Annotated in this window: 12 protein-coding genes; all 12 read left to right on the plus strand. The window is 46.7% G+C overall.

Annotated features, from left to right (window positions below; genetic code table 11):
* The first annotated feature begins 373 nt into the window (after positions 1-373).
* The 12 genes from LZZ85_RS02940 (at position 374) to LZZ85_RS02995 (ending at position 24,925) form a co-directional block, all read left to right on the plus strand.
* On the plus strand, positions 374-1,159 hold the full coding sequence (locus LZZ85_RS02940) for a ThuA domain-containing protein (RefSeq protein ID WP_237868442.1): 786 nt from the start codon (positions 374-376) through the stop codon (positions 1,157-1,159).
* Positions 1,160-1,300: 141 nt separating this feature from the next.
* Positions 1,301-5,359: a hybrid sensor histidine kinase/response regulator transcription factor gene (locus tag LZZ85_RS02945; protein ID WP_237868443.1), complete on the plus strand. Its 4,059-nt coding sequence runs from the start codon at positions 1,301-1,303 to the stop codon at positions 5,357-5,359.
* A gap of 332 nt (positions 5,360-5,691) precedes the next feature.
* Entirely contained in the window at positions 5,692-8,802 is a 3,111-nt protein-coding gene (locus LZZ85_RS02950; protein WP_237868444.1) for a SusC/RagA family TonB-linked outer membrane protein, read from the plus strand.
* Positions 8,803-8,818: 16 nt separating this feature from the next.
* Positions 8,819-10,516 (plus strand): RagB/SusD family nutrient uptake outer membrane protein, encoded by a 1,698-nt coding sequence (locus LZZ85_RS02955; RefSeq protein ID WP_237868445.1) that lies wholly within the window; start codon positions 8,819-8,821, stop codon positions 10,514-10,516.
* Positions 10,517-10,710: 194 nt separating this feature from the next.
* Positions 10,711-12,243, plus strand: a complete 1,533-nt coding sequence (locus tag LZZ85_RS02960; RefSeq protein ID WP_237868446.1) for a glycoside hydrolase — start codon at positions 10,711-10,713, stop codon at positions 12,241-12,243.
* 22 nt (positions 12,244-12,265) lie between these two features.
* Positions 12,266-14,698 (plus strand): glycoside hydrolase family 2 TIM barrel-domain containing protein, encoded by a 2,433-nt coding sequence (locus LZZ85_RS02965; RefSeq protein ID WP_237868447.1) that lies wholly within the window; start codon positions 12,266-12,268, stop codon positions 14,696-14,698.
* A 51-nt stretch (positions 14,699-14,749) separates the two neighbouring features.
* Complete coding sequence (locus LZZ85_RS02970) at positions 14,750-16,594, plus strand: glycoside hydrolase family 35 protein (protein WP_237868448.1); 1,845 nt, start codon at positions 14,750-14,752, stop codon at positions 16,592-16,594.
* A gap of 345 nt (positions 16,595-16,939) precedes the next feature.
* Positions 16,940-18,226 (plus strand): YdcF family protein, encoded by a 1,287-nt coding sequence (locus LZZ85_RS02975; RefSeq protein ID WP_237868449.1) that lies wholly within the window; start codon positions 16,940-16,942, stop codon positions 18,224-18,226.
* A 17-nt stretch (positions 18,227-18,243) separates the two neighbouring features.
* Entirely contained in the window at positions 18,244-19,116 is an 873-nt protein-coding gene (locus LZZ85_RS02980; RefSeq protein WP_237868450.1) for a hypothetical protein, read from the plus strand.
* A gap of 38 nt (positions 19,117-19,154) precedes the next feature.
* Positions 19,155-22,586, plus strand: a complete 3,432-nt coding sequence (locus LZZ85_RS02985) for a SusC/RagA family TonB-linked outer membrane protein (protein WP_237868451.1) — start codon at positions 19,155-19,157, stop codon at positions 22,584-22,586.
* 19 nt (positions 22,587-22,605) lie between these two features.
* On the plus strand, positions 22,606-24,129 hold the full coding sequence (locus LZZ85_RS02990; protein WP_237868452.1) for a RagB/SusD family nutrient uptake outer membrane protein: 1,524 nt from the start codon (positions 22,606-22,608) through the stop codon (positions 24,127-24,129).
* 295 nt (positions 24,130-24,424) lie between these two features.
* Positions 24,425-24,925, plus strand: coding sequence for a porin family protein (locus LZZ85_RS02995; protein WP_237868453.1), 501 nt, complete (start codon positions 24,425-24,427; stop codon positions 24,923-24,925).
* The last annotated feature ends 51 nt before the right edge of the window (positions 24,926-24,976 follow it).

Consider the following 24,976-nt stretch of genomic DNA (forward strand, 5'->3'; position numbering starts at 1 on the left):
CAGTGTAGGCACGCTTCGATTAGAGGCTTTCTCATTAAGAAACATCTAATCTGATGCGTTGAGCTGGGCGGACACGGTATGCTTTTTCACCTATCCTTCAACCCGAAGCTTGGGTCACACAGGACCGCTATGGTTTTCCTTTTACAAGCGGAGCTTTTTGCGCCCATCGCGGTAGCAGGCGACCTTTGCAATACTCACACGCCCGTTAAAATCCTGGTCTGCCCGGCTTCATCGCTTAATTTGATCCGGACGCTGGTTATCTCAAGGGAAATATCTGATCCGTGGCAGTCATATGTCACTCCTGAACCCGAAAAAGATTAATTTGTATGATCATTCCCAGCGGAAATCTGCTGTCGTATTAAAAAATCTAACGATGAAATGGTCCGTTTATCTGTCATTTTTACTTGCATTATCGGGTATCACTCTTTTTATATCATGGAAAAACAAAAAGGGCGGCAAGCCCCGGATACTAGTTTTTACTAAAACGGCCGGTTTTTATCATACATCCATTCCCGCAGGGAGGTTAGCAATTGTTAAACTTGGCGAAGAAAATGGCTTCGATGTAGACACGAGTTCTTCCAGCACGATCATTACCAAAAAGAATCTGAAGAAGTATGCTGCCGTTGTATTTCTAAGCACAACAGGTAATGTGTTTGATACTGTTCAGCAGGCAGACTTTGAGCAGTATATTAAGGGCGGTGGCGGCTTTGTTGGGATACACGCTGCATCAGATACAGAGTATGACTGGCCATGGTTTGGAAAACTGGTGGGTGGATACTTTTTAAGTCATCCGAAAATTCAGGATGCCACTCTGCAGGTGACCGACACTTCTCATCTCTCCACCGCTCATCTTCCGGGTGTCTGGAACCGGAAAGATGAATGGTATAATTTCAAACAGCTCAACACCAGTACAAAGGTGCTGATCAGAATTGATGAAAGCTCTTACCAGGGCGGTGCCAATGGAGCAGATCATCCAATGGCATGGTACCATGAATATGATGGTGGCCGCGCATGGTATACCGCACTGGGACACACTGATGAATCCTATAAAGAACCGCTCTTTTTGCAACATCTGTTAGGTGGTATAAAATATGCTATCGGGAAGGACTCAAAACCCGATTATCGCAAAGCGGGGGCGAAGAGAGCGCAGAAAGGTTGAAAGTTTAATTGATAAAGGCTCGATTGTTTTACAACCGGCCGCGAGGCCTCCGGGGAGTGTAAACTTCTTGTTTAATGTAGAACATCTGTTCATCAAACTTTAAACCTTATAACTTTTAAAGTTTCCTATACCTGATTGCTTATGCTACTAAAGAAAAACATCCTTCTCCTCGTACTGCTGCTTGCAGGAATTACCGGTTTTTGTAACCGTTTTCCCGTGCGGACACTTGGCATTGATGCAGGCCTTTCCAATAACGCCGTTACCTGTATCTACCAGGATCAGCGTGGTTTTATGTGGTTTGGCACCTATGACGGACTTAACCGTTACAACGGATATAACTTTGATGTATTCCGCAATAAGATCGGAGACTCAACATCGCTATTGACCAACAGTGTTTATTCAATCGATGGCGATCCGCTAAGAAGAATTTGGGTGGGCGGACAAAAAGGCGCCTGTCTCTTTGATCCTTCCAAATCAGCGTTTGAATCTGTTTACTATTACAGCGCAGACAGAAAACAGCTTTCTCCGGTAAAAGATAATGTGCACGTCGTAAGATCTGTGGGTGACAGAATGCTGATCGGGACAAACCATTCCGGGCTGCTTGTATTTGAAGCGGGGGCAAAGACTGGTAAGCAGATCTCATTGCCGGGTACAGCTGCTAACCAGACTACCTATGATGTAACAGCGATCGAAGCAGGTGCCGATGGCTCGGTCTGGATCTTTATACAACAACAGGGTGTGTTCAAATATAACACGCGTACTGGCCAGCTTGCATTGGTGAATGACCATATCAAACAGGCAAACTGTTTTAAACGATCATCCGCAGGAACGCTATGGGTAGGTAATGAAAAAGGGTTGTATCGTTATGACGGTAAGAACAATCAGTACTCTTCCAGCTATCTGGCAACGCCCTGCAAAGTCGTAAGTATTTCTGAAGACAGCAAAGGTATATTATGGATCGCATCGGATGGAGGAGGTTTGTTATTCCTGGATCAGTCATCCCCGGAGGCGAAAACATTCACTGATCTGGATGGCCGGTCCCCGATCAACAGCAATGCGGTCTATTCTATTTACGAGGATAAGGACGGCCGTAAATGGATCGGGACATTGCGCGGTGGGATCAATATCATTGAACCGCATGTGGAAAGGTTCAGACAGGTATCTTATATGAAAGCCGGCCCCGCGGATGCCGCGGATAATTTTATTCTTTCATTCTGTGAAGATAGAACGGGGAATCTCTGGATCGGTACAGACGGTGCGGGATTGAAATACTGGAACCGTAAAGCCAATTCATTCCAGGAATACCGCCGGCAACCCTCCGTGCCGGGATCATTGAGCAGCAATTTTATTACGAATATCTTTTGTGATGAGAATGATCATACCTGGGTGTCCACCTGGTTTGGAGGAGTCAGCCGTTTTGATCCGGCAACAAAACAATTCAAACAATACAGGTTGTTCAATGATAAGACAGGCGAGGCGGAAAATAATGTTTGGGTATTGTATGAAGACAAGCAGAAAAGACTTTGGGCCGGCGCTACCAATGACGGATCACTTTACTATTATGAGCCGGCTAAAGATCAGTTCGTTCTTTTTGATGATAAGGTGCAGAACCTTCAGTGCATTGCCGAAGACAGCAAGGGCGAATTATGGGGTGGCAACTATGCAGAGCTGATCAGGGTTGACCGGGTACAGAAGAAACATCGTGTGTATTCTGTTGGCTACACGATCCGCAGTATACATGAAGATGCTGCACATAACTTCTGGGTCGGAACACAGGAAGGCGGGTTGTTGCTGTTTGATCGCAACACCGGCCACTACGAGCAATTCACAACAAATGAAGGGTTGCCCAACAATACTATCTTAAGGATCCTTGAAGATAAAAAAGGCCATCTGTGGTTAAGCACGTACAATGGCCTTTCCCGGTTTGATATAAAAACAAGAACGTTCCGTAACTATTCCCGGCTTGACGGCTTGCAGAATAATCAGTTCAGTTTTAATGCAGCCCTTGAACTACGCAACGGAGAGTTTGCCTTTGGTGGTATTCACGGGTTCAACCTGTTCTATCCCGACAGTGTCAGAGACGAGTCCGTATCCCCGCCGATCTTTCTTACAGGCCTGACCATCGATGGCAGAACTGCCGGTGAAGTGCCCCGGTACATTACCGGACGGGAGAACGAAAATATCAGGAAGGTAAAGTTGCCTTATGATCGCGCGGTGGTAACGCTCGACTTCCTGGCGCTGGCATACGCCGACGCTGACAAGATCAGCTATGCCTACCTTTTGGAAGGATGGGATAAGAACTGGAATAATGTGAACAGCATCAGAACGGCCAACTATTCCCGTTTACAGGAGGGCAATTATTCATTCTATGTAAAGATCAAGAAGCCGGATGGTAAATGGAGTGACCCCGAACTGTTGCTGGAGATCACCGTTCTTCCTCCCTGGTACAGAACCTGGTGGGCCTACACGCTCTACCTGCTTGCAGCAGCACTGGCAATCTATTTATATATCCGTTACACAAAAAGACAGGAACGTTTGCGCTACGAAATAAAACTTGCGCATATCGAGAACGAAAAGGACCGGGAACTGACCGAAAAGAAACTCTCATTCTTCACCAATGTAGCACATGAATTCAGAACACCCGTCTCCCTGATCATCAATCCCCTTCGCGAGATCATTCAGGGCCGCCAGCCGGAGAAGGATAAACAGGAGTTGAATATAGTATACCGGAATGCGAGACGATTGCTCAGCCTGGTGGACCAGCTGCTGTTATTCCGTAAAGCCGATAGCGGGGCTGATGTGCTGAAGATCTCCCGCCTGAATGTCACTGATATTTGCAATGAAGTATTCCAGTGTTTTGTACAGCAGGCAAAAACAAAAAACATCAGGTTTGAGTTTGTAGTACCGGAGCAACCGCTGGAGATCTATGGGGACAATGAAAAACTGGAGATCGTATTATTTAACCTGTTTTCCAACGCATTCAAATACACACCCTCTGGCGGAACAATTCAATGCCGTGTGGAAGATACCGCAGATGGCGTGGTGATCCGCGTGCTGGACACGGGTTGTGGTATTGGAAAAGAAGATGCGGCACGCGTGTTTGAAAGATTTCAGCAGGCTTCTGCCCGCGCTCCCAAAACCGGTTTCGGAATCGGACTGTATCTCTCCAAAGCATTCATTGAAAGCCATGGGGGCACAATTACATTGAACAGTGTGCCGGGAAAAGGTAGTGAGTTTGTGATCACTTTGAAAAAAGGAAAAACACATCTGCCTGAAGATTATATTCTTTTTACTAATGAGAATGAGCATCAGTTGCTGGGAGAGCTGATAGAAGAACAGGTGCCTGTTGTAAATGTCACGAAATCGCCTGAAGCACCTCTCTCTGAAGAGTTGGTGACTGATAAAAAAACGATCCTGGTGGTGGACGATAATATCGAAATGCGGGAGTACCTGCAGCATATCTTTAATCAGAACTATATCATCTTCACTGCACCGAACGGTTTGGAAGGATTTGAACAGGCGGGTCATCATATGCCGGATCTTATCATCAGTGACGTAAATATGGATGGCATTGACGGGCTGGAACTGTGCCGTCGATTGAAAAGATCAGAGGGGCTGGGGCATATCCCCGTGATCCTTCTCACCGCCTCTTCCTCTGCGGAAGCGCAGCTGAAAGGAATAGAAGGAGGGGCTGATGATTATATCACCAAGCCTTTCGACGCGCAATTACTGCTGGCGAGGGTGAACAGCATTTTGAAGAACAGGAATGCCCTGCAGCGGTATTTCTTTGATAAGATCACCTTGCAGGATTCTGCAGTGAAAGTGCCGGCGGAATACCGCGACTTTCTAAAGCAGTGCATCCATCTGGTGGAGGATAATATCGAAACAGAGAATTTCACGATCCAGCAATTCGCCCGGGCCATGGGAATGAGCCGCTCGGCATTATATAACAAGGTCAAACATATTTCGGGGCAGTCGCTCAACGCTTTTGTGCGGTCCATCCGGCTTCGCCGGGCCGCCGTTCTCATGATCCGCGAGCGGATGAATGTGAACCAGGCAGCCTTCCAGGTCGGGATCGGCGATGTCCGGTATTTCCGGGAGCAGTTCGTTAAACTGTTCGGGATGACCCCGTCGGAGTATATAAAAAAGTACCGGCAGTCGTTCAACGGCGATCTGAATCTTCTGAAGTCAGATCAGTAATTGGTAGCCCGTGCCGTTGTAATTGGGGCGGCGTAGGGAATCGCTAAGGACGCTGAGCTCCGCCAAGGGCGCAAAGGAAGGAAGCTTTCGCGGTTCTTTGCGCCGTTGGCGTTCCTCTGTATCCTTTGCGATACTCCTACGCCACTCAATTGCTTAGTTATTGAAAATCAACATTATTTATCAGGGGGTAAATTGCCAATAACAATTTACCCCCTATTTTTTCGCCGTTAATCCACCGTATTCAGTGGTTGTATGATGTTATCTTAGATCATCGTGGACCGGACACTGTTTGTTCCCCGAATCCTTTTTAAAACATAAACTTGCTTGCTTTTATGAGACTACTGCCATGCCTTCGGGCGGCGCGATTCCCGTTTTTGCGCCCACATCGCTTACTTTACTTTTTCTTACTCCTTTTATCAACTTCCGTTTTTGCCCAGCAGACTATCAGGGGCGTTGTTCAATCTTCCGGGGCTCCGGTTGCGGGGGTAACAGTTACCCTTAAAGGAACCAGCACTGCCACCACAACAGATGAACAGGGACGGTTTTCGATAAGCGCTCCTGCAGGCGCCGTTCTGGCGTTCTCGCATGTAAATTATACAGCCTATGAGCTGGCGGCCGATGCTTCTTCCGAAATGCGGATCCAGCTGGAACTGGTGAGCGGCAATTTGGGTGAAGTGGTTGTGGTGGGGTATAACAGCCAGCGCAAGGCGACCGTTACCGGATCAATCTCCGTCGTGAAAGGCGCCGATCTGGTAAAGAGCCCTCAGCCCAACGTTTCCAACTCGCTCGCGGGTCGTTTCTCCGGGATCGTGATCAATAACCGCGCAGGTGAGCCTGGCTATGACGGTTCGTCTTTTACCATCCGCGGACTGGCCACAACCGGTAATAATGATGTACTGATCGTCGTGGATGGAGTACCCGGGCAGGTGGGTGGCCTGGAACGTCTCAATCCGAATGATATCGAAAGTATCTCGGTTTTGAAAGATGCATCCGCAGCCATCTATGGTAGCCGGGCGGCAAACGGGGTGATACTCGTCACTACAAAGCGTGGTAAAACCGGAAAGCCAACGATCGACGCAAGCTTCAACCAGGGTTTCTCTTCTCCAACACGCCTGCCTAAAATGGCTGACGCGGCCACATATGCAACCATCTCCAATGAGATCGCTTATTATAATAATAAAGCAGGCGGTATGAATCAGCAGTATTCCGCTGATGATATCACGAAGTTTGGAAATGGCAGCGATCCGCTGAACTATCCCAATACTGACTGGGCAAAAGAAACCCTGAATGGTTCAGCTTTGCAGAACCAGGCGAACGTTTCAGTTGCCGGCGGCTCTGAAAATGTACGCTACTATGTTTCTGCCGGTGCAGTATACCAGGACGGTCTATATAAAAATGGTGCAACGAAATACAAACAATACAGTTTCCGCTCGAACATCGATGCGAACATCACCAAAGACTTCAAGGTTGGCTTGTATCTTTCGGGAAGAGAAGAAGACCGTCAGTATCCTGTAGCAGGTGCAGGTGATATCTTCCGGTCTATCTATCGTGCATATTCAACCATTCCGGCAAGATATCCGAATGGACTTCCTTCAAACGGTATCGAAGGCAGCAACCCGGTGATGATGGCAACGGATATCGGCGGCATCACCAAAAACCCAACCCAGGTATTCAACGGGATCCTGAAAGCCAGCTATAATATCGCTGCTGTACAGGGATTATCGATCGATGGTTTTGCCGCATTTGACAAATCATGGTCATTCAGCAAAACGTTCAGCGTTCCTTACCTGCTGTATTCCTATAACCGTGCAACGAATGCCTATACATCCCGCATTGTAGGCGGGTCCAATAACGCTGCTTCGCTTAATCAAAGCCAGCAGAATCTTGGTCAGGCTACTTACAATATCAAGCTGAACTTCAACAGGCGTTTTGGTAGTCATGGTCTGAACACCTTTATCGGTTATGAGCAAAGCAGCATCAGGAGAGATAATATGGGCGCATCCAGGATCAACTTCCTGAGTATCCTTACTCCTGAATTGACGCAGGGCGGCACAGCTGCGGCAGACCGCGACAATAGCGGCAGCAGCTATCGCTTTACCCGTAAAAGTTATTTCGGAAAGCTGGGATATGACTTTGATGAGAAATACCTGGCCGAAGTTCAAATGCGTATAGACGGTTCTTCCACTTTTCCCAAAGGGAATCAGTATGGTTACTTCCCATCAGCATCAGTGGGCTGGCGCATTTCAAAAGAAGCATTCATGAGCAATGTTTCTTTTGTAAAGGATCTGAAACTTCGTGCTTCATATGGTGCACTGGGTAACGATAACGTTGGATTGTTCCAGTACTTCACCAACTATTCTCTGAAGAATCAGTTTGTAGTGGAAACAGGAAATGGAACCGTGATCGTACCGGGGCTTGATCTTACCAAACTGGCGAATACGAACATCCATTGGGAAGATTCCCGTAAAACCGATATCGGTCTGGAAGGTATAGTGTTTGAGAATTTCAATTTCGAGTTCATCTATTTCCGTCAGCAGCGTTCGAATATCCTGGCGGTTCGTAATGCATCCATTCCGTTTGTATCCGGTATCGTGAATCCTTTCGGCGGTGATCCGCTGGTTCCTTCTGAAAATATCGGCAAGGTGAACAGCAACGGGATTGAGGCGACACTCGGATACACTAATCGCAAAGGGAAATTCCATTACAGTGTCAACGGTAACTTTACTTATGCAAAAAGCAATATAGTTTTCATAGACGAGGCGACGGGTGTTTTACCTTATCAGCGTCAGACAGGGCATCCGCTGAACACTTACCTCTTGTATAATTCACTCGGTATTTATCGTACACAGGCGGAAATCGATCAGAGTATTCACCTGGCTGGTGCACAACCCGGTGATCTGATCTATGAGGATTATAACAAAGACGGCAAGATCAGTGCCGATGACCAGGTAAGAAGCAATTACGGAAATATTCCACGTATTACCTATGGTGCGGTTTTCTCTTTTGACTATGCAAACTTTGATCTGTCTTTTGTACTGGCAGGTCAGGCGCAGGTAAGCCAGTATGTGCTGCCTGAATCAGGAACCGTTGGTAATTTCTACAGCAGCTGGGCAGACAATCGCTGGAGCCCCAGCAATCCGAATGGAAGTTTTCCCCGTGTAGACACACGTGCTTCTTCTTCGATCAATGGCGGTTTATATAACAATACATTCTGGTTGAACAATGCATCCTTCCTTCGTATGAAGAACATTGAACTCGGTTATAACCTGGCTGGTTCATTCCTTTCTCGTCTGAGAATGCAATCCGCACGTCTGTACCTGAATGCTTTCAACCTGTTCACTATTACAAAAGTTAAGGATTATGATCCGGAAGGCAGCAGCGGAAGCGGACAGTTCTATCCTCAGCAAAAGATCATCAACGTTGGCGTAAACCTCAGGTTCTAACACAAAAAAGATTATAATGAAAACAAGATATATCCCTCATATACTTTGCGGCGCGGCAATGGCGATCAGTTTCGCCTCCTGCAAAAAAGATTTCCTGGAAATTGAACCCACTGATAAGATCGCGGAAACAGTGGTGCTGACCGACTCGGTCGTATTTGAAGCATTCGTGGTGAACCGTTACATCGGTGCAAGATTACAGGATAAAGAAGGTGATGGTACCGATCCCGGTTTTGGACGTGCTTTTGAATACAGCATGTGGAGCTCTATCACCGATGAGTCTATTTATAATAATGATGATAATACCTGGACGATCCAGCGGGGTTTGCTCGCTCCGGAGAATCTTGGCATGGCCGGTACGATCTGGCCCCGCAGTTACCGCAGTATCCGCGAATGTAATTTCGCGCTGAATGGTATCGATGGCCTGACGATGAGTGCGGAGCGTAAGAACAGGCTGCGTGCGGAACTTCGTTTTATCCGTGCTTTCCGTTACCAGGATCTGATCCGTAACTACGGAGGGGTGGTGCTGATGGGCGATAAGGTGTATTCTCTGGCAGATAATCTCCAGGATGAAGCCCTGTTCAAACGTGCTACGTTGAAAGAAAGTATGGATTATGTGCTGGCTGAGCTGGATGCCGCTGCTGCGGGATTACCGGTAGATAATGGCGGCAGCTACCCATTGGGTCGTGCTACACGTGGCGCAGCACTCGCATTGAAATCAAGACTGCAATTGTACGCAGCAAGCCCGTTATATGCAACCGGCACATGGGAAGCGGCAGCGACCGCTGCGCAGGCGGTAATGTCACTGAATAAATATAGCATCGCGCAGGACGGATACGCTAAGCTGTTCCAGTCAACATCCAATACAGAAGTTATTTTCGCAAGATTGTATACAAGAAATGCAGGACACGTACACCTCGAGATCGCTAATGGTCCAAACAGCTACGGTGGCTGGGGTGGTAACCTTCCGTTGCAGAACCTGGTGGACGATTACAGGATGAATAATGGCAAGACGATCACTGACGGTACATCAGGGTTTGATCCCGCTAATCCATACCTGAATCGTGATCCCCGGTTTTATGCCACTGTTTCATATAATGGTTCGACGTATCGTGGTGCGACCATCGAGACGTTCATCCCCGGTGGTAAAGACAGTAAAGATGGTCCGGATAACTGGAACACATCAAAGACCGGTTATTACCTCAAGAAATTCATGAACGATGCTTACCCATTGCAGAATCCATGGGGTAATGCGGGCTTTCAACCCTGGAACTATTTCCGCTATGCAGAAGTTTTGCTGAACTTCGCGGAAGCTGCGAATGAAGCGTATGGTCCGGATGTGGTTCCCGCTGGTTCTACATTGAGTGCGCGTCTTGCCCTGAACCTCGTTAGAGCAAGAGCTGGTGTGAATATGCCCGCCGTTGCTGCTGGTTTATCGAAAGATGCGTTCAGAGAGATCGTTTGGTATGAAAGAAGAGTTGAACTGGCTTTTGAAGAACATCGTTTCTATGATGTCAGAAGATGGAAGATCGCTGACGTAACGGAAAACAGACCTGCCAATGGGGTCACGATCACCAAAACGGGAAATACGTTTACGTATGCAACCAAGGTAGCGCTGGATGGCCGCAGGTTTGAAGCCAAACATTATTGGCTGCCGATCCCGAGGGCGGAGATCCAGGCTTCTGGTAATCGTTTACAACAGAACACTGGTTATTAGGGTCTGGCGTAGTGTTCCCGCAGATTGATGCGCAGATCCGCAAATACCTTTCTGTAAAGAGTAAATTACTCTGCGTATCTGCGCTTTATCAGCGAAATCCGCGGGAACCCTACGCAATTCATATATAGGAGTTATTAAATGATGATGGTAAATAAATTATTCAGGACGGTTCGTAAAACCCGGTAGGTTTGATTATGTTCAGATCAATTCGTTTCGCTCTTACGTGCTTCTCTATTCCGTGTTTATTGCAGGCGGTACATGCACAGTCAAAAGATGTAAATATTGCGATCGACACCCGCCGGGTTTTTCAAACCATCGATAACTTTGGCGCTTCAGATGCCTGGGCCTGCCAGTTTGTTGGCAACTGGCCACAGGTAAAAAAAGACAGCATTGCCGATTGGTTATTCAGTCTTGAAACGAAAGCTGACGGCTCTCCTAAAGGAATTGGTCTTTCTCTCTGGCGGTTTAATCTCGGTGGCGGAAGCACGCAACAAGGCAATGAAAGCGGGATCCGCGATGAATGGCGCCGTGCTGAATCTCTGCTGGATGCAAATGGCAAAATAGACGCTTCTTTGCAGGCCGGGCAGCAATGGTTCTTACAAGCTGCCAAAAAAAGAAAAGTACCGGAGTTCCTTGTGTTCCTTAACAGTCCGCCTGTACAATTCACCAAAAACAAAAAAGCATTTTCATCAAAAGCCGGTGAGGATAACCTGGATCCATCGGCTTTTGATAAAGCTGCTGATTATATTGTTCAATCTGTGAAGCAACTGGAAAAACGGAACGGCATCCGTATTCCTTATATCAGCCCGGTCAATGAACCTCAATGGGATTGGAGTGATGGTGGCCAGGAAGGAAATCCTGCCAGTAATCAAACGGTTGCCGGATTTGCACGAAGCCTGGATGCCGCTATTACCAAGCAGAGAGCATCCTCAAAAATATTACTCACAGAATCGGGTCATATCAAATATCTTTTAAAAGAAGATGATAAACCGGGAAGAGGAAAGCAATTGCAGGATCTGTTCACTCCCGGCGGGCGGCATTATGTCGGCGATCTGAAAAACCTGTATCCTGCTGTGGCTGCTCATAGCTATTTCAGTACATCCCCGTTTGATGCAGGTATTAAGCTTAGAAAGGAACTGGCCGATGCGGTAGCAGGTATCAAGGGATTGTCTTACTGGCAGTCTGAATATTGCATTCTGGGTGATAATGATGGTGAGATCAAAGGAAATAAGCGTGACACAGGTATCAATGCAGGTCTCTATGTAGCCAAAGTCATGTACCAGGATCTTGTTGCCGGAAATGCAACAGCCTGGCAATGGTGGATCGCCGTTTCTGCCTATGATTATAAAGATGGATTGGTTTACGTGGAGAAAAATAAAACGAATGGATGGTATACAGACAGCAAGATCATGTGGGTGATGGGGAATTACAGCCGGTTCGTTCGCCCCGGTATGAAACGTGTCGATGCTTTGTCTGCCGATCCCGCTTGTCTCGTTGCGGCATTCATGGAAGGGAAAAATAAGAAACTGGTAGTGGTGCTGACCAATACAGGTGAAACCTCACTGAACATCAACCTTGATGCGTTAAGCGGCAATGGATCTAATGGAAAAAGTTTCCGTAAGCGTAGTGCTTATATCACCAGCCATTCAAAAAAATTACAGTATCAATCAGCGGGAGCCAGCATTGCTTTGGAGCCTCGGAGTGTTACTACGATCGTATTGGAATAATCAACAAAAAAATATTGAACCTATGCGAATAGGAAAAAGATTACTGGCATGCCTGCTGTTGTGTTCGCAATTACAAGCAATAGCGCAATCAACGAGGCAGGAACTGCTATTTAATGCAAACTGGAAATTCAATGCCGGTGACGCACCGGGGGCAGATCAGCTTGCTTATAATGATGCAGGCTGGAGAAAAATTGATCTTCCGCACGACTGGAGTATTGAAATGCCATTCAGCAATCAGTGGGCCAGCGCCACAGGTTATTTGCCGGGAGGAATTGGATGGTATAGAAATAAATTCAACGCGCCTTCTGCGTGGAGGAACAAGAAAGTTTCCATTCATTTTGACGGAGTGTATAATAACAGTGAAGTCTGGATCAATGGTCATTACCTGGGAAAACGCCCAAATGGGTTTGTCTCGTTTAATTATGATCTAACTCCTTACCTGAAACTGAATGCAGAAAATATCATCGCCGTGAAGGCGGATCATACAAAATTTGCTGATTCGCGTTGGTATACCGGTTCGGGTATTTATCGGGATGTTCATCTCCAGATCCTTAACCCGGCTCATATCAGCCAGTGGGGTGTTTTCTTTTCAACTCCTTTAGTTAGTGAGAAGCGTGCTACCGCCTCAATAAAAGTATCCGTTGAAAAGGGTAGTGCAAAAAAGATCGATATCCAGGCGATCTTACGCGATACTTCCGGCAGAGATGTTGCCGCGAGATCGGTCAGTTTCAATTCGCCGGTTGATTCAGTGCTGACCACAGCTCTATCAATGGATGTAATAAACCCAAAGCTTTGGTCAGTAGATAATCCCTATCTGTACTCATTGCGGGTGAGAGTGCTGGCCGATGGCAAGCTGTCGGATGAATGGACGGATGAGGTTGGGATCCGTTCATTTGGTTTTGATGCGGCAAAAGGATTTTCATTGAACGGCGTACCGATGAAACTCAAAGGTGTTTGTGTGCATGATGATGCGGGCGTATTAGGTGTGGCTGTACCGGAAGAAGTGTGGGTGCGAAGGCTCGCTTTGCTGAAAGAAGGCGGATGTAACTCCATCCGTATGGCGCACAACCCGCATGCAGAATATCTCTATCGTCTGTGTGATCAGATGGGTTTTTTGGTGATGGATGAAGCATTTGACGAATGGGAGCAGGGTAAGAATAAATGGATCAGCGGCTGGAATAAAGGAACGCCCGGTAAGGATGGTTATCATGAATATTTCTCCGACTGGTCGGTTAAAGATATAGAAGCAATGGTACTGCGCAATCAGAACCGTCCTTCGATCATTATGTGGAGCATCGGAAACGAGATCGACTATCCGAATGATCCTTATACACATGAAGTGCTGAGCAGCGGACGCAATCCGCAGATCTATGGAAAGGGATTTCTGCCTGACCATCCTCCTGCGGCACGTTTGGGTGAGCTGTCTGCGGGACTGGTCCGGGCGGTCAAAGATCTTGACACAACAAGGCCTGTCACGGCGGCGCTTGCCGGAGTAGTGATGTCCAATACCACCAGCTATCCCGGTAACCTTGATATCGTTGGCTATAATTATCAGGAATACCGGTATGATTCTGATCACCTCGTCTATCCCAAACGTATCATCTACGGAAGTGAAAATGGGATGCAACACAGCGCCTGGATGGATGTAGCGAAGAATGATTTTATTTCAGCACAGTATCTCTGGACAGGGATCGATTATATGGGAGAAGCCGGTCAGTGGCCAACGCGCAGCAATGGTGCGGGCTTGCTCACCCTTGGTGGTTTTCCCAAGCCTGAATATTTTTTTCGTCAGAGTTTATGGAGTGATAACCCGGTATTGTACGTCGGCACTTCTAATATCAACAGGCGCGAAGACAATGGCAACTGGACGCAGAAGCGTGCCGAGCTGAACTGGAACCGGAAAGAAGGCGATTCTGTCAGCATAAGATGTTTCTCCAATTGTGATGAAGTGGAGATACTGGTGAATGATCGTTCGATCGGCAAACAATCAAAAGCGGACTCAAGGAATGGGATCTTTAACTGGAATACAGTATACACATCAGGAAAGGCGGAAGCCAGGGCATACAAGAATGGAAAGCTTGTTGCCAGCAAAGTGTTGTATACTACCGGTGCGGCCGCGAAAATTAAGACGTCGGTGTATTCCCATCCGCTGATCAAAGACCCGAATGCGGTGGTGCAGATGAGTGTGACTATTGCAGATGATAAAGGGTACGAGCTGTATCGGCCGGGAAATGTAATTACAGTCAGTGTGGAGGGCGGAGCAAAGTTGTTGGGTATTGAAAACAGCAATCTTGCAGATACATCCGCTTATCAGGCTTCCTCCAAGCCGGTGATGAACGGTCCTGTGATGGTGTATGTAAAGCCAGCTGGCAATAGAACGTCTTTTAAAATAATTATTACGTCTCCGGGATTACCGCCTGTTGTTCAGGAGTTCAATCCCGGAAAAAAGCGATAGCTAATTATAAATCCGTATGCTGATCAGTGTACAAACCAAACGAAGTTAAGTATGAGTAACCGGTCTTTTATTTTTTGCCTGTTGGTGTCTGTGAGCCTTCTGCTCGGTTGTTCGCAGGAAAAACACAGTTTCTCCTATGATAATGAACATTTCTTATTAGATGGAAAACCGTTCCAGATGATCTCGGGCGAGATCCATTATCCCCGCGTGCCGCGCGAAGCCTGGCGTCAAAGAATGCAAATGGCAAAAGCAATGGGCCTGAATACGATTGGTACGTATGTGTTCTGGAATTTGCATGAGCCCGAGAAAGATGTATTCGATTTTTCAGGGAATAACGATATCGCAGAGTTTGTAAAGATCGCGAAGGAAGAAGGCCTTTGGGTAGTGCTGCGTCCAAGCCCGTATGTGTGTGCGGAATGGGAATATGGCGGGTATCCCTACTGGTTGCAGAATGAAAAAGGATTAGTGGTGAGAAGCACCGAAGAAAAATACATGCAGGAGTATACCAAATATATCAATGAAGTGGGTAAGCAACTGGCTCCTTTGCTTGTGACGAATGGAGGCAATATCCTGATGGTGCAGCTGGAAAATGAATACGGCGCCTATGGTTCAGACAGGAAGTATCTTGAGAAGAACCAGCAACTGTTTAAAGATGCCGGCTTCGATTGCTATCTCTATACCTGCGATGCAGCGAAGTTTTTAGGTGAAGGATATCTCCCGGGGATGCTGACCGCTGTGAATGGGATCGATAAACCGGAAGAAGTGAAGTCACTGGTGAATAAATATCATAACGGAAAAGGGCCTTATTATGTAGCAGAATGGTATCCGGCATGGTTTGACTGGTGGGGCGTGAAGCATCATACGGTTGCGCCGGAAGGATACGCGGCCAATCTTGATACAGCTCTCGCTGCCGGGATCTCCATCAATATGTATATGTTCCATGGTGGTACTACACGTGATTTTATGAACGGAGCAAACTATTATGATACCGGTTACTATGAACCGCAGATCAGCAGCTATGATTATGATGCACCTTTGGATGAAGCCGGTAATGCGACAAGAAAGTTTCAGCTGTTCCGCGAAGCGATCCTGAAAAACCTTCCTGCCGGAACAAAGCTGCCAGAAATTCCTGCCGCCAAACCAGCAATGGTTCTTCCGGAGATCAGGTTTGAAACATCGGTAGATCTTCTGCAAGCATTGCCTTCGCCGAAACCTTCAGAAACGCCGATGACATTTGAAGCGTTGAACCAGGCTTATGGTTTTGTACTATACCGCACAAAGCAACAGGGCGGGCGCAAAGGTCTTTTGAAAATAAAAGAACTTCGTGACTTTGGCGTTGTGATGGTGAATGGAAAGAAAGTGGGAGTGCTGGACCGGAGGTTTAAAGAAGATAGTTTGCAGGTAGATCTTCCTGCAGGAACTGTAATCATTGATATCCTCGTGGAGAATATGGGGCGGATCAACTATGGTCCGAACCTTTTGAAGAACAATAAAGGCATTACAGAGAAAGTGACCTTCAATGATGAAGAATGGAAGGGTTGGGAGAATTATCCATTACCATTCAAAAATATCAGTGATGTCAAGTGGCCGTCAGCTTCTGCTGTTACCGGAAATCCATCGCTGAAGAAGGCTTCTTTCAATCTCACTGAAACTGCCGATACCTATCTTGATCTGCGGAACTGGGGGAAAGGTAGTGTGTGGGTGAATGGGCATAACCTTGGAAGATATTGGGGCATAGGCCCTCAGCAGACAATATATCTCCCGGCTGAATGGTTGAAGAAGGGGCAGAATGAGATAGTTGTTCTTGAGTTATTGAAGCCGGAACAATCAACGCTGAGTGGTTTGGATAAACCGATACTCGATGACCTTCGGGAAACGAGGGGTGCCGGAAAGTAAGTTTCTTCGGATAGTGCTGATGTTTGACTGTCGTCGAAGTATCGCAGAGAGCGCAAAGTAAACGCAGAGAGCGCAAAGTAAATGCAGAGAGCGCAAAGTAAACGCAGAGATTGCAAGGATTTTCTTAGCGATCTCTGCGTTTACTTTGCGCTCTCTGCGATACTCCCAGGGCAGTCGATTATTATAACTCCTCCCACCTTAACGAGCACTTCAATGTTCTTTTTTTCAACCAATCCCCATATTAAGAAAACGTAAAATAAACACCACCTAATTATTAATTCTTCGTACTGACATTTTTGGAGTAGTGAAAGAGCCGACTTTGCACCCGCAAAATCTTCACTGCTTATGTCAACATTGAAACTACTAAGTGTATGTTGCTGCATACTTTTAGCACAATGCGCCTTCGCTCAATCCAATCATCCCGATCCCCGTTACAAATTACTTGCCGGTAATAACTATGTTCAGTCGAAGAACTATTACCTCCTCACATTATTTCAAACACTTCCCGACGTAAAAAAGATCCTCGATGCTGATCCCTTCCTTAGTGCAATGCGGCGCAGCAAAGTTGATTCGATCAATGCAGGTTTAAAGACCTGTGCAAGAGATGGGTTTTGTTACACCCGTTCATTGAAGTTCAGTCAGGATGAAATAAAGCAGGTGGCTGCAAAACTGAAGGCCCTTTATCAGCCAGGAAATGCTTTGGGCAAACTGGTAAAAGATCATCTTATTCCTTCGGGTACATATATCCTGTTTCAGGATCTTCCTGCTGCTGAAATGCTGGAAAAAGCATGGACGCAGGATGCGGAAGGCATCAACTTCGCCATAGGCGTATATGCAGAAGGGCAGAAGCCCAACTATCCGAATATTGATTCCATCAGTTTTGATACCCGCGATGCGAAAGACAGGAATCAGTTCAATCCGGGCTATGTAAGTCTGCTGTATAATACCAGCTATCTCGTTGCGCAGGAGAATCATAAAAAGCCGGCATTCTTCGAACCGTCTCTTACGGCAGCACTTCGTTTTGTAGAGATCAATGAGCGGGAGCAGGCTGCTGATTTTGAGCCTATGACTGAGGGAGAGAATAAAGCTGCATTTGAGCGTGTTAAAACGGTCAAATGGGCGAACTACAAATATTCCGTGATAATGTTACCCGGTGCCGGTCCGGAAGATCCTGCGGTGCCGCTTAGCGCCGAAGGAATGCTTCGTTGCAGGCTGGCGGCTATGCAATATCATGCTGGTGTTGCGCCATACATTGTTCCTTCCGGTGGCAAGGTTCATCCTTTCAAAACAAAATATTGCGAGGCAACGGAGATGAAGATCTACCTGATCGAAAAATGCAATGTGCCGGCAAATGCGATCATCATAGAGCCGCATGCGCGTCATACTACAACCAATATGCGCAATACGGTGAGGTTGATGTTCCGCTACGGTATTCCAATGGATAAGCCGGGCATCAGTTGCACTACGCGTGGCCAGAGCACAATGATCGAGAAAACACTGATCGCGCGTTGCCTGCGTGAGCTGAACGAAGCTCCCTACAAGAACGGTATTCGCTTAAGTGAAACGGAAGTGGAATTCTATCCGCTCCTTGATGCATTGCATATCAATCCCAAAGAACCAATGGATCCCTGATCCGAAAATTAACTGTTATGAAATACATTCTCGCTTCTTTGATCATGTCAACAGCCCTGTTGATGATGGCCTTCAATTATTCAATTGAAATGAAAATCGAAAAGACGCAAAGCGTCGATTCGCTTGGTGCCTGCCAGGGAATCTCCAACCTTGATGGTCGTTTGTTTTTGTACGGCGACCGTGAGATCGGTGTGATCCGCGAATACAAACAGGAAGGCGATAGCCTTCGTCATATTGGTAAGGAAATGAAGCTCACGCTTAATGATACGGATGTGATCAATCATCCGACCGGGATTGCTTACAACGGGAAAGATCCGGTATTTATTGGCAACAGCATTCGCCTGAATACAGAAGGCACTCTTTGGAGGGCCGTCATCTACTGCGTTAACTGGAAAGGTCTGCAGAAGACCGGAACACTCGATGGCAATTTACTGAACACGATCGAAGATGATGCCTGCGTACAGGGTACAAGACCGGAGTATGTGAAGTATAAAGGAAAGAGTTATGTGGCTACAGCAGACTATGGCGGAAAGAACAATGAAGTGAGATTGTATGATCCGGCATTGCTTGCCAAAGCAAAGAAAACTTCTGAAAAGGGGATCGTTTATAAAAAGTTCACCTGCTCTCCCTGGGTGCAGAATCTTAAATGGATGCCGGAGAAAGGCATCCTTGTGCTGATCCAGAACCAGATCGAAGGAAAAAGATGGCGATTCACGTTTGTGGATCTCGACAAATCGATTGCATCCGGTAAAGAAGAGGTGATCCGTTCTATTGATCTCGATCGGGCTGACGAACTGGAAGGATTCACTTTCATGAACAATGACAAAAAGGGGATCGCGGTGAGCTCCTCCCGCAAGAATAATGTCAATACGATGAGCATTGCCTGGTAAATTTTTCGCAAATCAACTAACAACTAACATTAAAACGTATGCAAACAAAGACATCTACCGGTAATGGCTTGAAGCGGAAGCTCGTTAGCCGTTGTTCAGTATTGTTGTTGGCTGCCTGGGGCACAGGTCAGCCGGCCTTGCAGGCGGCGGATCATCCTTATCATGATGAGTACCGTCTGCCGGCAATGGTTTCTGGTACAGTGACAGATGAGAAAGATCTGCCTATGGCAGGTGTAACCGTTACGGTCAAAGGAACAAAGACCGCAACCAATACAGGGATCAAAGGAGAGTTTTCCATCGAGGCACAGGAAGGCAGCACGCTGGTATTTTCCTATGTTGGCTATATGCCACAGGAAGTGACAGTGTCCGGCTCCGCCGTATCTGTCCGCCTGAAAGAAGATGCAAAAACGCTGGAAGAGGTTTATGTAGGTTATCAGCGTGTGCGTAAAACCGATCTGACCGGCGCTGTCTCCAGTGTAAAAGCAAGCGAAATGAATCTAAGCACACCGACTATTGGTCAGGCACTGGTTGGTAAAGTGGCGGGTGTTCAGATCTCCCAGGTGAGCGGAGCTCCTTATGCGGGTACAAAGATCAGGGTGCGGGGTATTGGTTCTGTGAACGCAAGCTCAGAACCACTGTATGTGGTGGATGGTTATGCTGTTGGAGGGAATATCACTTCCGGGCAGGGTAACGGCGGCAACTCTACAAGTGGGGTGAACCCAAATACCGGGGGGAACGATGTGTTTATCAACCCCGATGATATCGAGTCGATCGAGATACTGAAAGATGCGGCATCCGCCGCGATCTACGGCTCACGCGCTTCCGGTGGCGTAGTGCTGATCACCACCAAACGTGGTAAGCAGGGCAAAGGCCGACTGACCTATGACTACCAGGTGAGCAGCCAGCGACTGGCTAAGAAAGTAGATCTGTTGAATTCGGCGCAGTTTGCTCAACTGTTCGTAGACGGCCGTAATGAAAACTATAAAGACATTCTTCTTGCTAAAAATATCGCCTGGAACGATGCTTTTTATTCTGATGATAATGATACGCGTATTACGAAAGCGGGTCAGACAAAACAGAACTGTTCTGTCTGCATCATCAAAGACCTCTACGATTTTGCCGGTCAGAAAGTGATACAGCCGCAGTATGATACAGACTGGCAGGATGTATTGTATGGCAATGCACTGGTACAACGACACAATGTGTCCTTCTCTGGTGGAAGCAATAATACACGCTACCTGATCAGTGGAGGTTATCTCGATCAGCCGGGTATTCTTGCAAGCACTTATCAGAAAAGGATCAACCTGCGTGCGAATATTGATGCAGATGTTTCTCCGAAACTGAAAGTTTCTTCCAGCATGTTCGTGACTAACACCGATAACCGCGAGGTACAGGAAGGACGTTTTAACCAGGGCCCGATCCTCGGAGCATTGGTTTATATGCCGATCTTCCCTGCATATAATCCTGACGGCAGCCTGCTCACTTCTGATAAAGGTTCCGGTGCTCAATGGGATGGTTATGCATATGCCTTCCAGGGGATTGAAAACCCGCTGGCTCTTGCAGAACGCGTAAAGATCTTCCGTAAAGGAACAAGAGGGACGTTCAATGCAAGTGCAAGCTATGAGATCATCCGTGATCTTGTGTTCAAAGTGAACCTCGGCGCGCAGACTTATAATGAGAAGTACAGCTATTACTTCCCGACGAACCTTAGTAATGGCATCAATCCTCCCGGCTCCCAGCAGTCGATCACTGCAGCAAATGCATCTGCATCATTCCTTGATATGCAGGACAGGCTGGCTGAATTTACGATGACATATAAAAAGCAGATCGATCAAAAACAAAATATCAATGCACTCGTTGGTTATACTGCACAGAGTACAAAGACTGATCTTGTTGCGGTAGCAGCTAAGAACTTTATCAATGACGCGGTTCCGGAGATCACAGCCGGTGGTTCAAGCGCGGGAGACTTTACCATGCAGGGAAATACGGGTAAATCTGTAACAACCCTTGTTTCTTATCTCGCACGTGTGGTGTACGACTATGACAAACGTTATTTCCTGACAGGTTCATTCCGTGCTGATGCTTCGTCCAGGTTTGGTCCGCTGAATCGTTGGGGTAAATTCGGTTCGGTATCTGCAGGCTGGAATATCTCTAACGAATCTTTCTATAACGAATGGCTTGGTGCTGGTTCTACAATGAAGCTCAGGGCAAGCTGGGGTTTGACGGGTAACAATAATATTCCAAACTACCTGTATGAGCAGGGCCTGATAGGTGCTGGTGGTGTGGTGATCGGGAATACTGTTTACAACGGTACATGGCCCGGTGGTATCACTGATGGTAAACTGGGTTGGGAATCTACTTCTCAGTATAACTTCGGTTTTGATGCGACCACTTTGAAGAACCGCCTTGCGATCAATTTCAACTATTATATCAGCCGCTCGTATAATTTGCTGTTCCAGAAATCTATCACAGCGGCAACCGGTGCAACAACCGTTTGGACAAACCTGCGTAATTCAGATCTGCGGAACAAAGGGTTTGATCTCCAGTTGGATTATAAAGTGATTCAATCAAAAGACTTCAACCTGAGCTTCGCGGGTAATATCAACGTGAATACGAACAATGTGAAAAGCCTTGGTGGTGCAAGCGAAATTCAGAGAGCGGGTGCAGAAAGAAGCTATATCACGCACGTAACACGTGAAGGCGACCCGGTCGGTTCTTTCTATGGTGTGAAAGTAGGAGGAATGGTGAGAGAGAAAGATATGGTGAATATAAATGCTGACCTGGCTGTTTATAAAGCGAACGGTAACAAATTTCCTGCGGGATATAAACTGCAGGGATTCCCGATCTCCACTTTCGCTACAACCCCGATGAGAGCAGGTGATCTTTACTTCATCGACAAGAATGGTGATGGTTTGATCACTGACGCCGATAAAGACGTGATTGGAAGTCCGTACCCTGATTTTACCTATGGCTTTGCGATCAATATGAGCTACAAGATCGTTGACTTCAGCGCTTCTTTCAATGGTTCACAAGGTAACAAGGTGATCGATGGACAGGATTACTATATCCGTAATATGGAAGGTTCCGGCAACCAGTATTCTGTAGTTGATCAGCGATACAGGAACGAGCAGAATCCAGGTAACGGTCACGAATACCGGGCATCACGTGGTGGTACACAAAGCAACAGCACGCGTTTGTCTGACTACTATCTGCAGGATGGATCATTCTTCCGTTGTACGAACATCACTGTTGGAGTTGATCTGACCAGCGCCATTCCCGGACTGAAAAAGATCAGCGTGAATGCGCTCAGATGGTATGCGTCTGTAGACAATGCGTTTACGGTGACGAAATATCTTGGTTACAATCCAGAGGTTGACTTCAACAACGGCTCAAACCTTACTCCCGGTGTTGATTATGGTAAGTATCCATTGATCCGTTCATTTAATACAGGCATCAAGGTTCAATTCTAAATGCTTTAAAAAAGAGATTATGCGAAAAATAATATCAGTTTCCATTATCGGGTTGGCTGTAATGAGCCTGACTGCCTGCAAAAAATCTTTCGTTGAGCAGGCGAACCCAAACGGTGTGTCGGTTGATAATGGCATCAAGACAGAAAATGACGTTACGGCTGCGGTATACGGCGTATACCAGGCGCTGAGAAGTTCCAATGCCATAGGGGAGGGCGCTTCTTTATGGACGGATGATCGTGCAGACGATATCAATACCACGGATAACCAGTCGAACAACGGTGAGCCGTTCCAGTTCTCCGCTTTTGCGCTTGTTCCTGGCAATAGCTATTTGCAAAGCCACTGGTCTGCCTTGTATGTGCCAATTGCCAGAGCGAATCTTGTATTATCCATCATTGATAAAATATCGTTTGCAAGTGAGGCTACAAAAACGCAATACATCGCCGAGTTGAAATTCATCCGTGCGTATATGTATTACAATCTTGTGAGAGAGTTTGGTGATGTTCCTTTGGTAACGGAGCGTTTGAGTTCGGAAGAACAGGCAGCTTCCATCACTGCACGTGTTAAGAAAGAACAGGTGTATGCACAGATCGTTGCTGATCTTAAGGACGTTGTTGGCAGCAATCTTCCGGTGGTGCAGCCGGTCGCTTCAAAAGGTAAAGTCTCTTTACAGGCGGCCAATGCGACACTCGGACAGGTTTACCTGACCATGGCAACTACACTAGCAGATAACAAAATAGAGAACCTGAATAACGCGAAGACGTACCTGCTGGCTTGTTTTAACCAGAAAACGTTTGGCAGTTTGTCGGAGATCCCATTCGCTGATGTATTTGATGTAAGTAAGAAATCAACGAATGCGGAGATCATCTGGCAGATCGTATATAAACAGGGTGATCCTTCTTATTCATCTGCTCTGGCACGAAACAACCAGGCGAAAGGCGAAACAATCAATTCACCGTTTGTATCGCAGGGCTCAGGCGGTTTGTTCACAAAGGACCTGCTGAACGAATTTGAAGCCGGCGATATACGAACAACCTTCTCTGTTAAATTTGCCGCTTCATCCAATGCCTACTTTATTACAAAGTTCCGGGACGCGAGCTCTGCTGCTACTACGCTGGGCTATGGTGGCAATGACTGGATCCTGATCCGTTATGCCGATGTGATCCTGAACCTTGCGGAAGTATCGATGTATTTAAACGATAATGCTAGTGCGATCAGTTACCTCAACATGGTGCGTACCCGCGCGCAGCGCCCTAACTATGCGATAATGATGGCAGATCCTGCTTATGCCGCAAAATATCCAACGCTGAAGCTGGCGATCCTGCACGAAAGAAGAGTTGAGCTTGCGTTTGAACATCATCGCTGGCATGATCTGGTTAGGTTCTTTAACGCAGAACAGTTGGTGGAATATTTCAAGGCAAAAAAGCAGGCGGATTATGATAACTCTCCGCTGGCGAATATGACTACGAAAGATTATTATTTCCCGATCCCCTTTAATGAGTTTAAGCTGGATCCTGTGAAGATGTATCAGAATCCCGGTTACTAAGAGCCGGGAAGTGAAGGAGGTAAAAGTAAGGGAAAGTATATATTGTATTAATTCTTATATGAAAACAAAGGGCCTTCGCAGAAGGCCCTTTGCTATGTATTAAAGTGTGGATTTTTTATCCCACAATGAATAGCGGCATTGGGGTTGTTCTTAAAGACATGTTAAAAGGGTTTTGCAGTGTATTGCCTGTTCGTAATGTAACATGCGTAGTACTATGATTTGCTTTTGCATGCCAGGAAATTTGGGCTTATGAGGCATGATACTTGGCTATTCAGGGGCATAAATATTCTGTACTATGATTAGAATTCTAAGTAAAGCAAAACTGATTGTGGCAATAGCGGTGAGTGTGTTGATATGTCAGCAAAGTAATGCACAGTATAATGGTGGTGAATCTGCGGTTGGCCTGAGAGCGGGCGGTTCTGCCGGTGTAACGTACAAGAAATTCTTTAATAAGAGTTTTGCGTTTGAGAGTATACTGGCGAATAATTTTGAGAATGATTATGATGGTATAATGTTGTCTGCTACTTTGCAAAAACATGTACCGCTGGCGGGGTATAAGTTTTCTGCATTGCTGGGTGCCGGACCGGCCTATCATTTCAAGCGTGGTAAAGTGGGTATTAACCCGGTGATCGGTTTTGACTGGAGGATCCTGAACTCGCCGATCAACTTGCAGGTGGATTGGAGCCCCGCGTATTATTTTGGTGCGGATGAGGGATTGAGCGTGATCAACACGGCGTTCAGCATACGATATATTCTGAACAGGAAGAAAGTATACGGATCGGAAGATAAAAAATGATGCAGATTTGTTAACTGTCTGGCGTAGTAGCAACGCAGAGAGCGCAAAGAA

Source organism: Terrimonas ginsenosidimutans, from assembly GCF_022012415.1.
Classification (GTDB): Bacteria; Bacteroidota; Bacteroidia; order Chitinophagales; family Chitinophagaceae; genus Terrimonas_A; species Terrimonas_A ginsenosidimutans.

What these genes read in the sequence shown, in the direction of transcription:
- LZZ85_RS02940 (WP_237868442.1), top strand. Translation starts at nt 374, where the DNA reads ATGAAATGGTCCGTTTATCTGTCATTTTTACTTGCATTATCGGGTATC.
- LZZ85_RS02975 (WP_237868449.1), top strand. Translation starts at nt 16,940, where the DNA reads ATGTCAACATTGAAACTACTAAGTGTATGTTGCTGCATACTTTTAGCA.
- LZZ85_RS02970 (WP_237868448.1), top strand. Translation starts at nt 14,750, where the DNA reads ATGAGTAACCGGTCTTTTATTTTTTGCCTGTTGGTGTCTGTGAGCCTT.
- LZZ85_RS02950 (WP_237868444.1), top strand. Translation starts at nt 5,692, where the DNA reads ATGAGACTACTGCCATGCCTTCGGGCGGCGCGATTCCCGTTTTTGCGC.
- LZZ85_RS02955 (WP_237868445.1), top strand. Translation starts at nt 8,819, where the DNA reads ATGAAAACAAGATATATCCCTCATATACTTTGCGGCGCGGCAATGGCG.
- LZZ85_RS02990 (WP_237868452.1), top strand. Translation starts at nt 22,606, where the DNA reads ATGCGAAAAATAATATCAGTTTCCATTATCGGGTTGGCTGTAATGAGC.
- LZZ85_RS02985 (WP_237868451.1), top strand. Translation starts at nt 19,155, where the DNA reads ATGCAAACAAAGACATCTACCGGTAATGGCTTGAAGCGGAAGCTCGTT.
- LZZ85_RS02945 (WP_237868443.1), top strand. Translation starts at nt 1,301, where the DNA reads ATGCTACTAAAGAAAAACATCCTTCTCCTCGTACTGCTGCTTGCAGGA.
- LZZ85_RS02965 (WP_237868447.1), top strand. Translation starts at nt 12,266, where the DNA reads ATGCGAATAGGAAAAAGATTACTGGCATGCCTGCTGTTGTGTTCGCAA.
- LZZ85_RS02960 (WP_237868446.1), top strand. Translation starts at nt 10,711, where the DNA reads ATGTTCAGATCAATTCGTTTCGCTCTTACGTGCTTCTCTATTCCGTGT.
- LZZ85_RS02980 (WP_237868450.1), top strand. Translation starts at nt 18,244, where the DNA reads ATGAAATACATTCTCGCTTCTTTGATCATGTCAACAGCCCTGTTGATG.
- LZZ85_RS02995 (WP_237868453.1), top strand. Translation starts at nt 24,425, where the DNA reads ATGATTAGAATTCTAAGTAAAGCAAAACTGATTGTGGCAATAGCGGTG.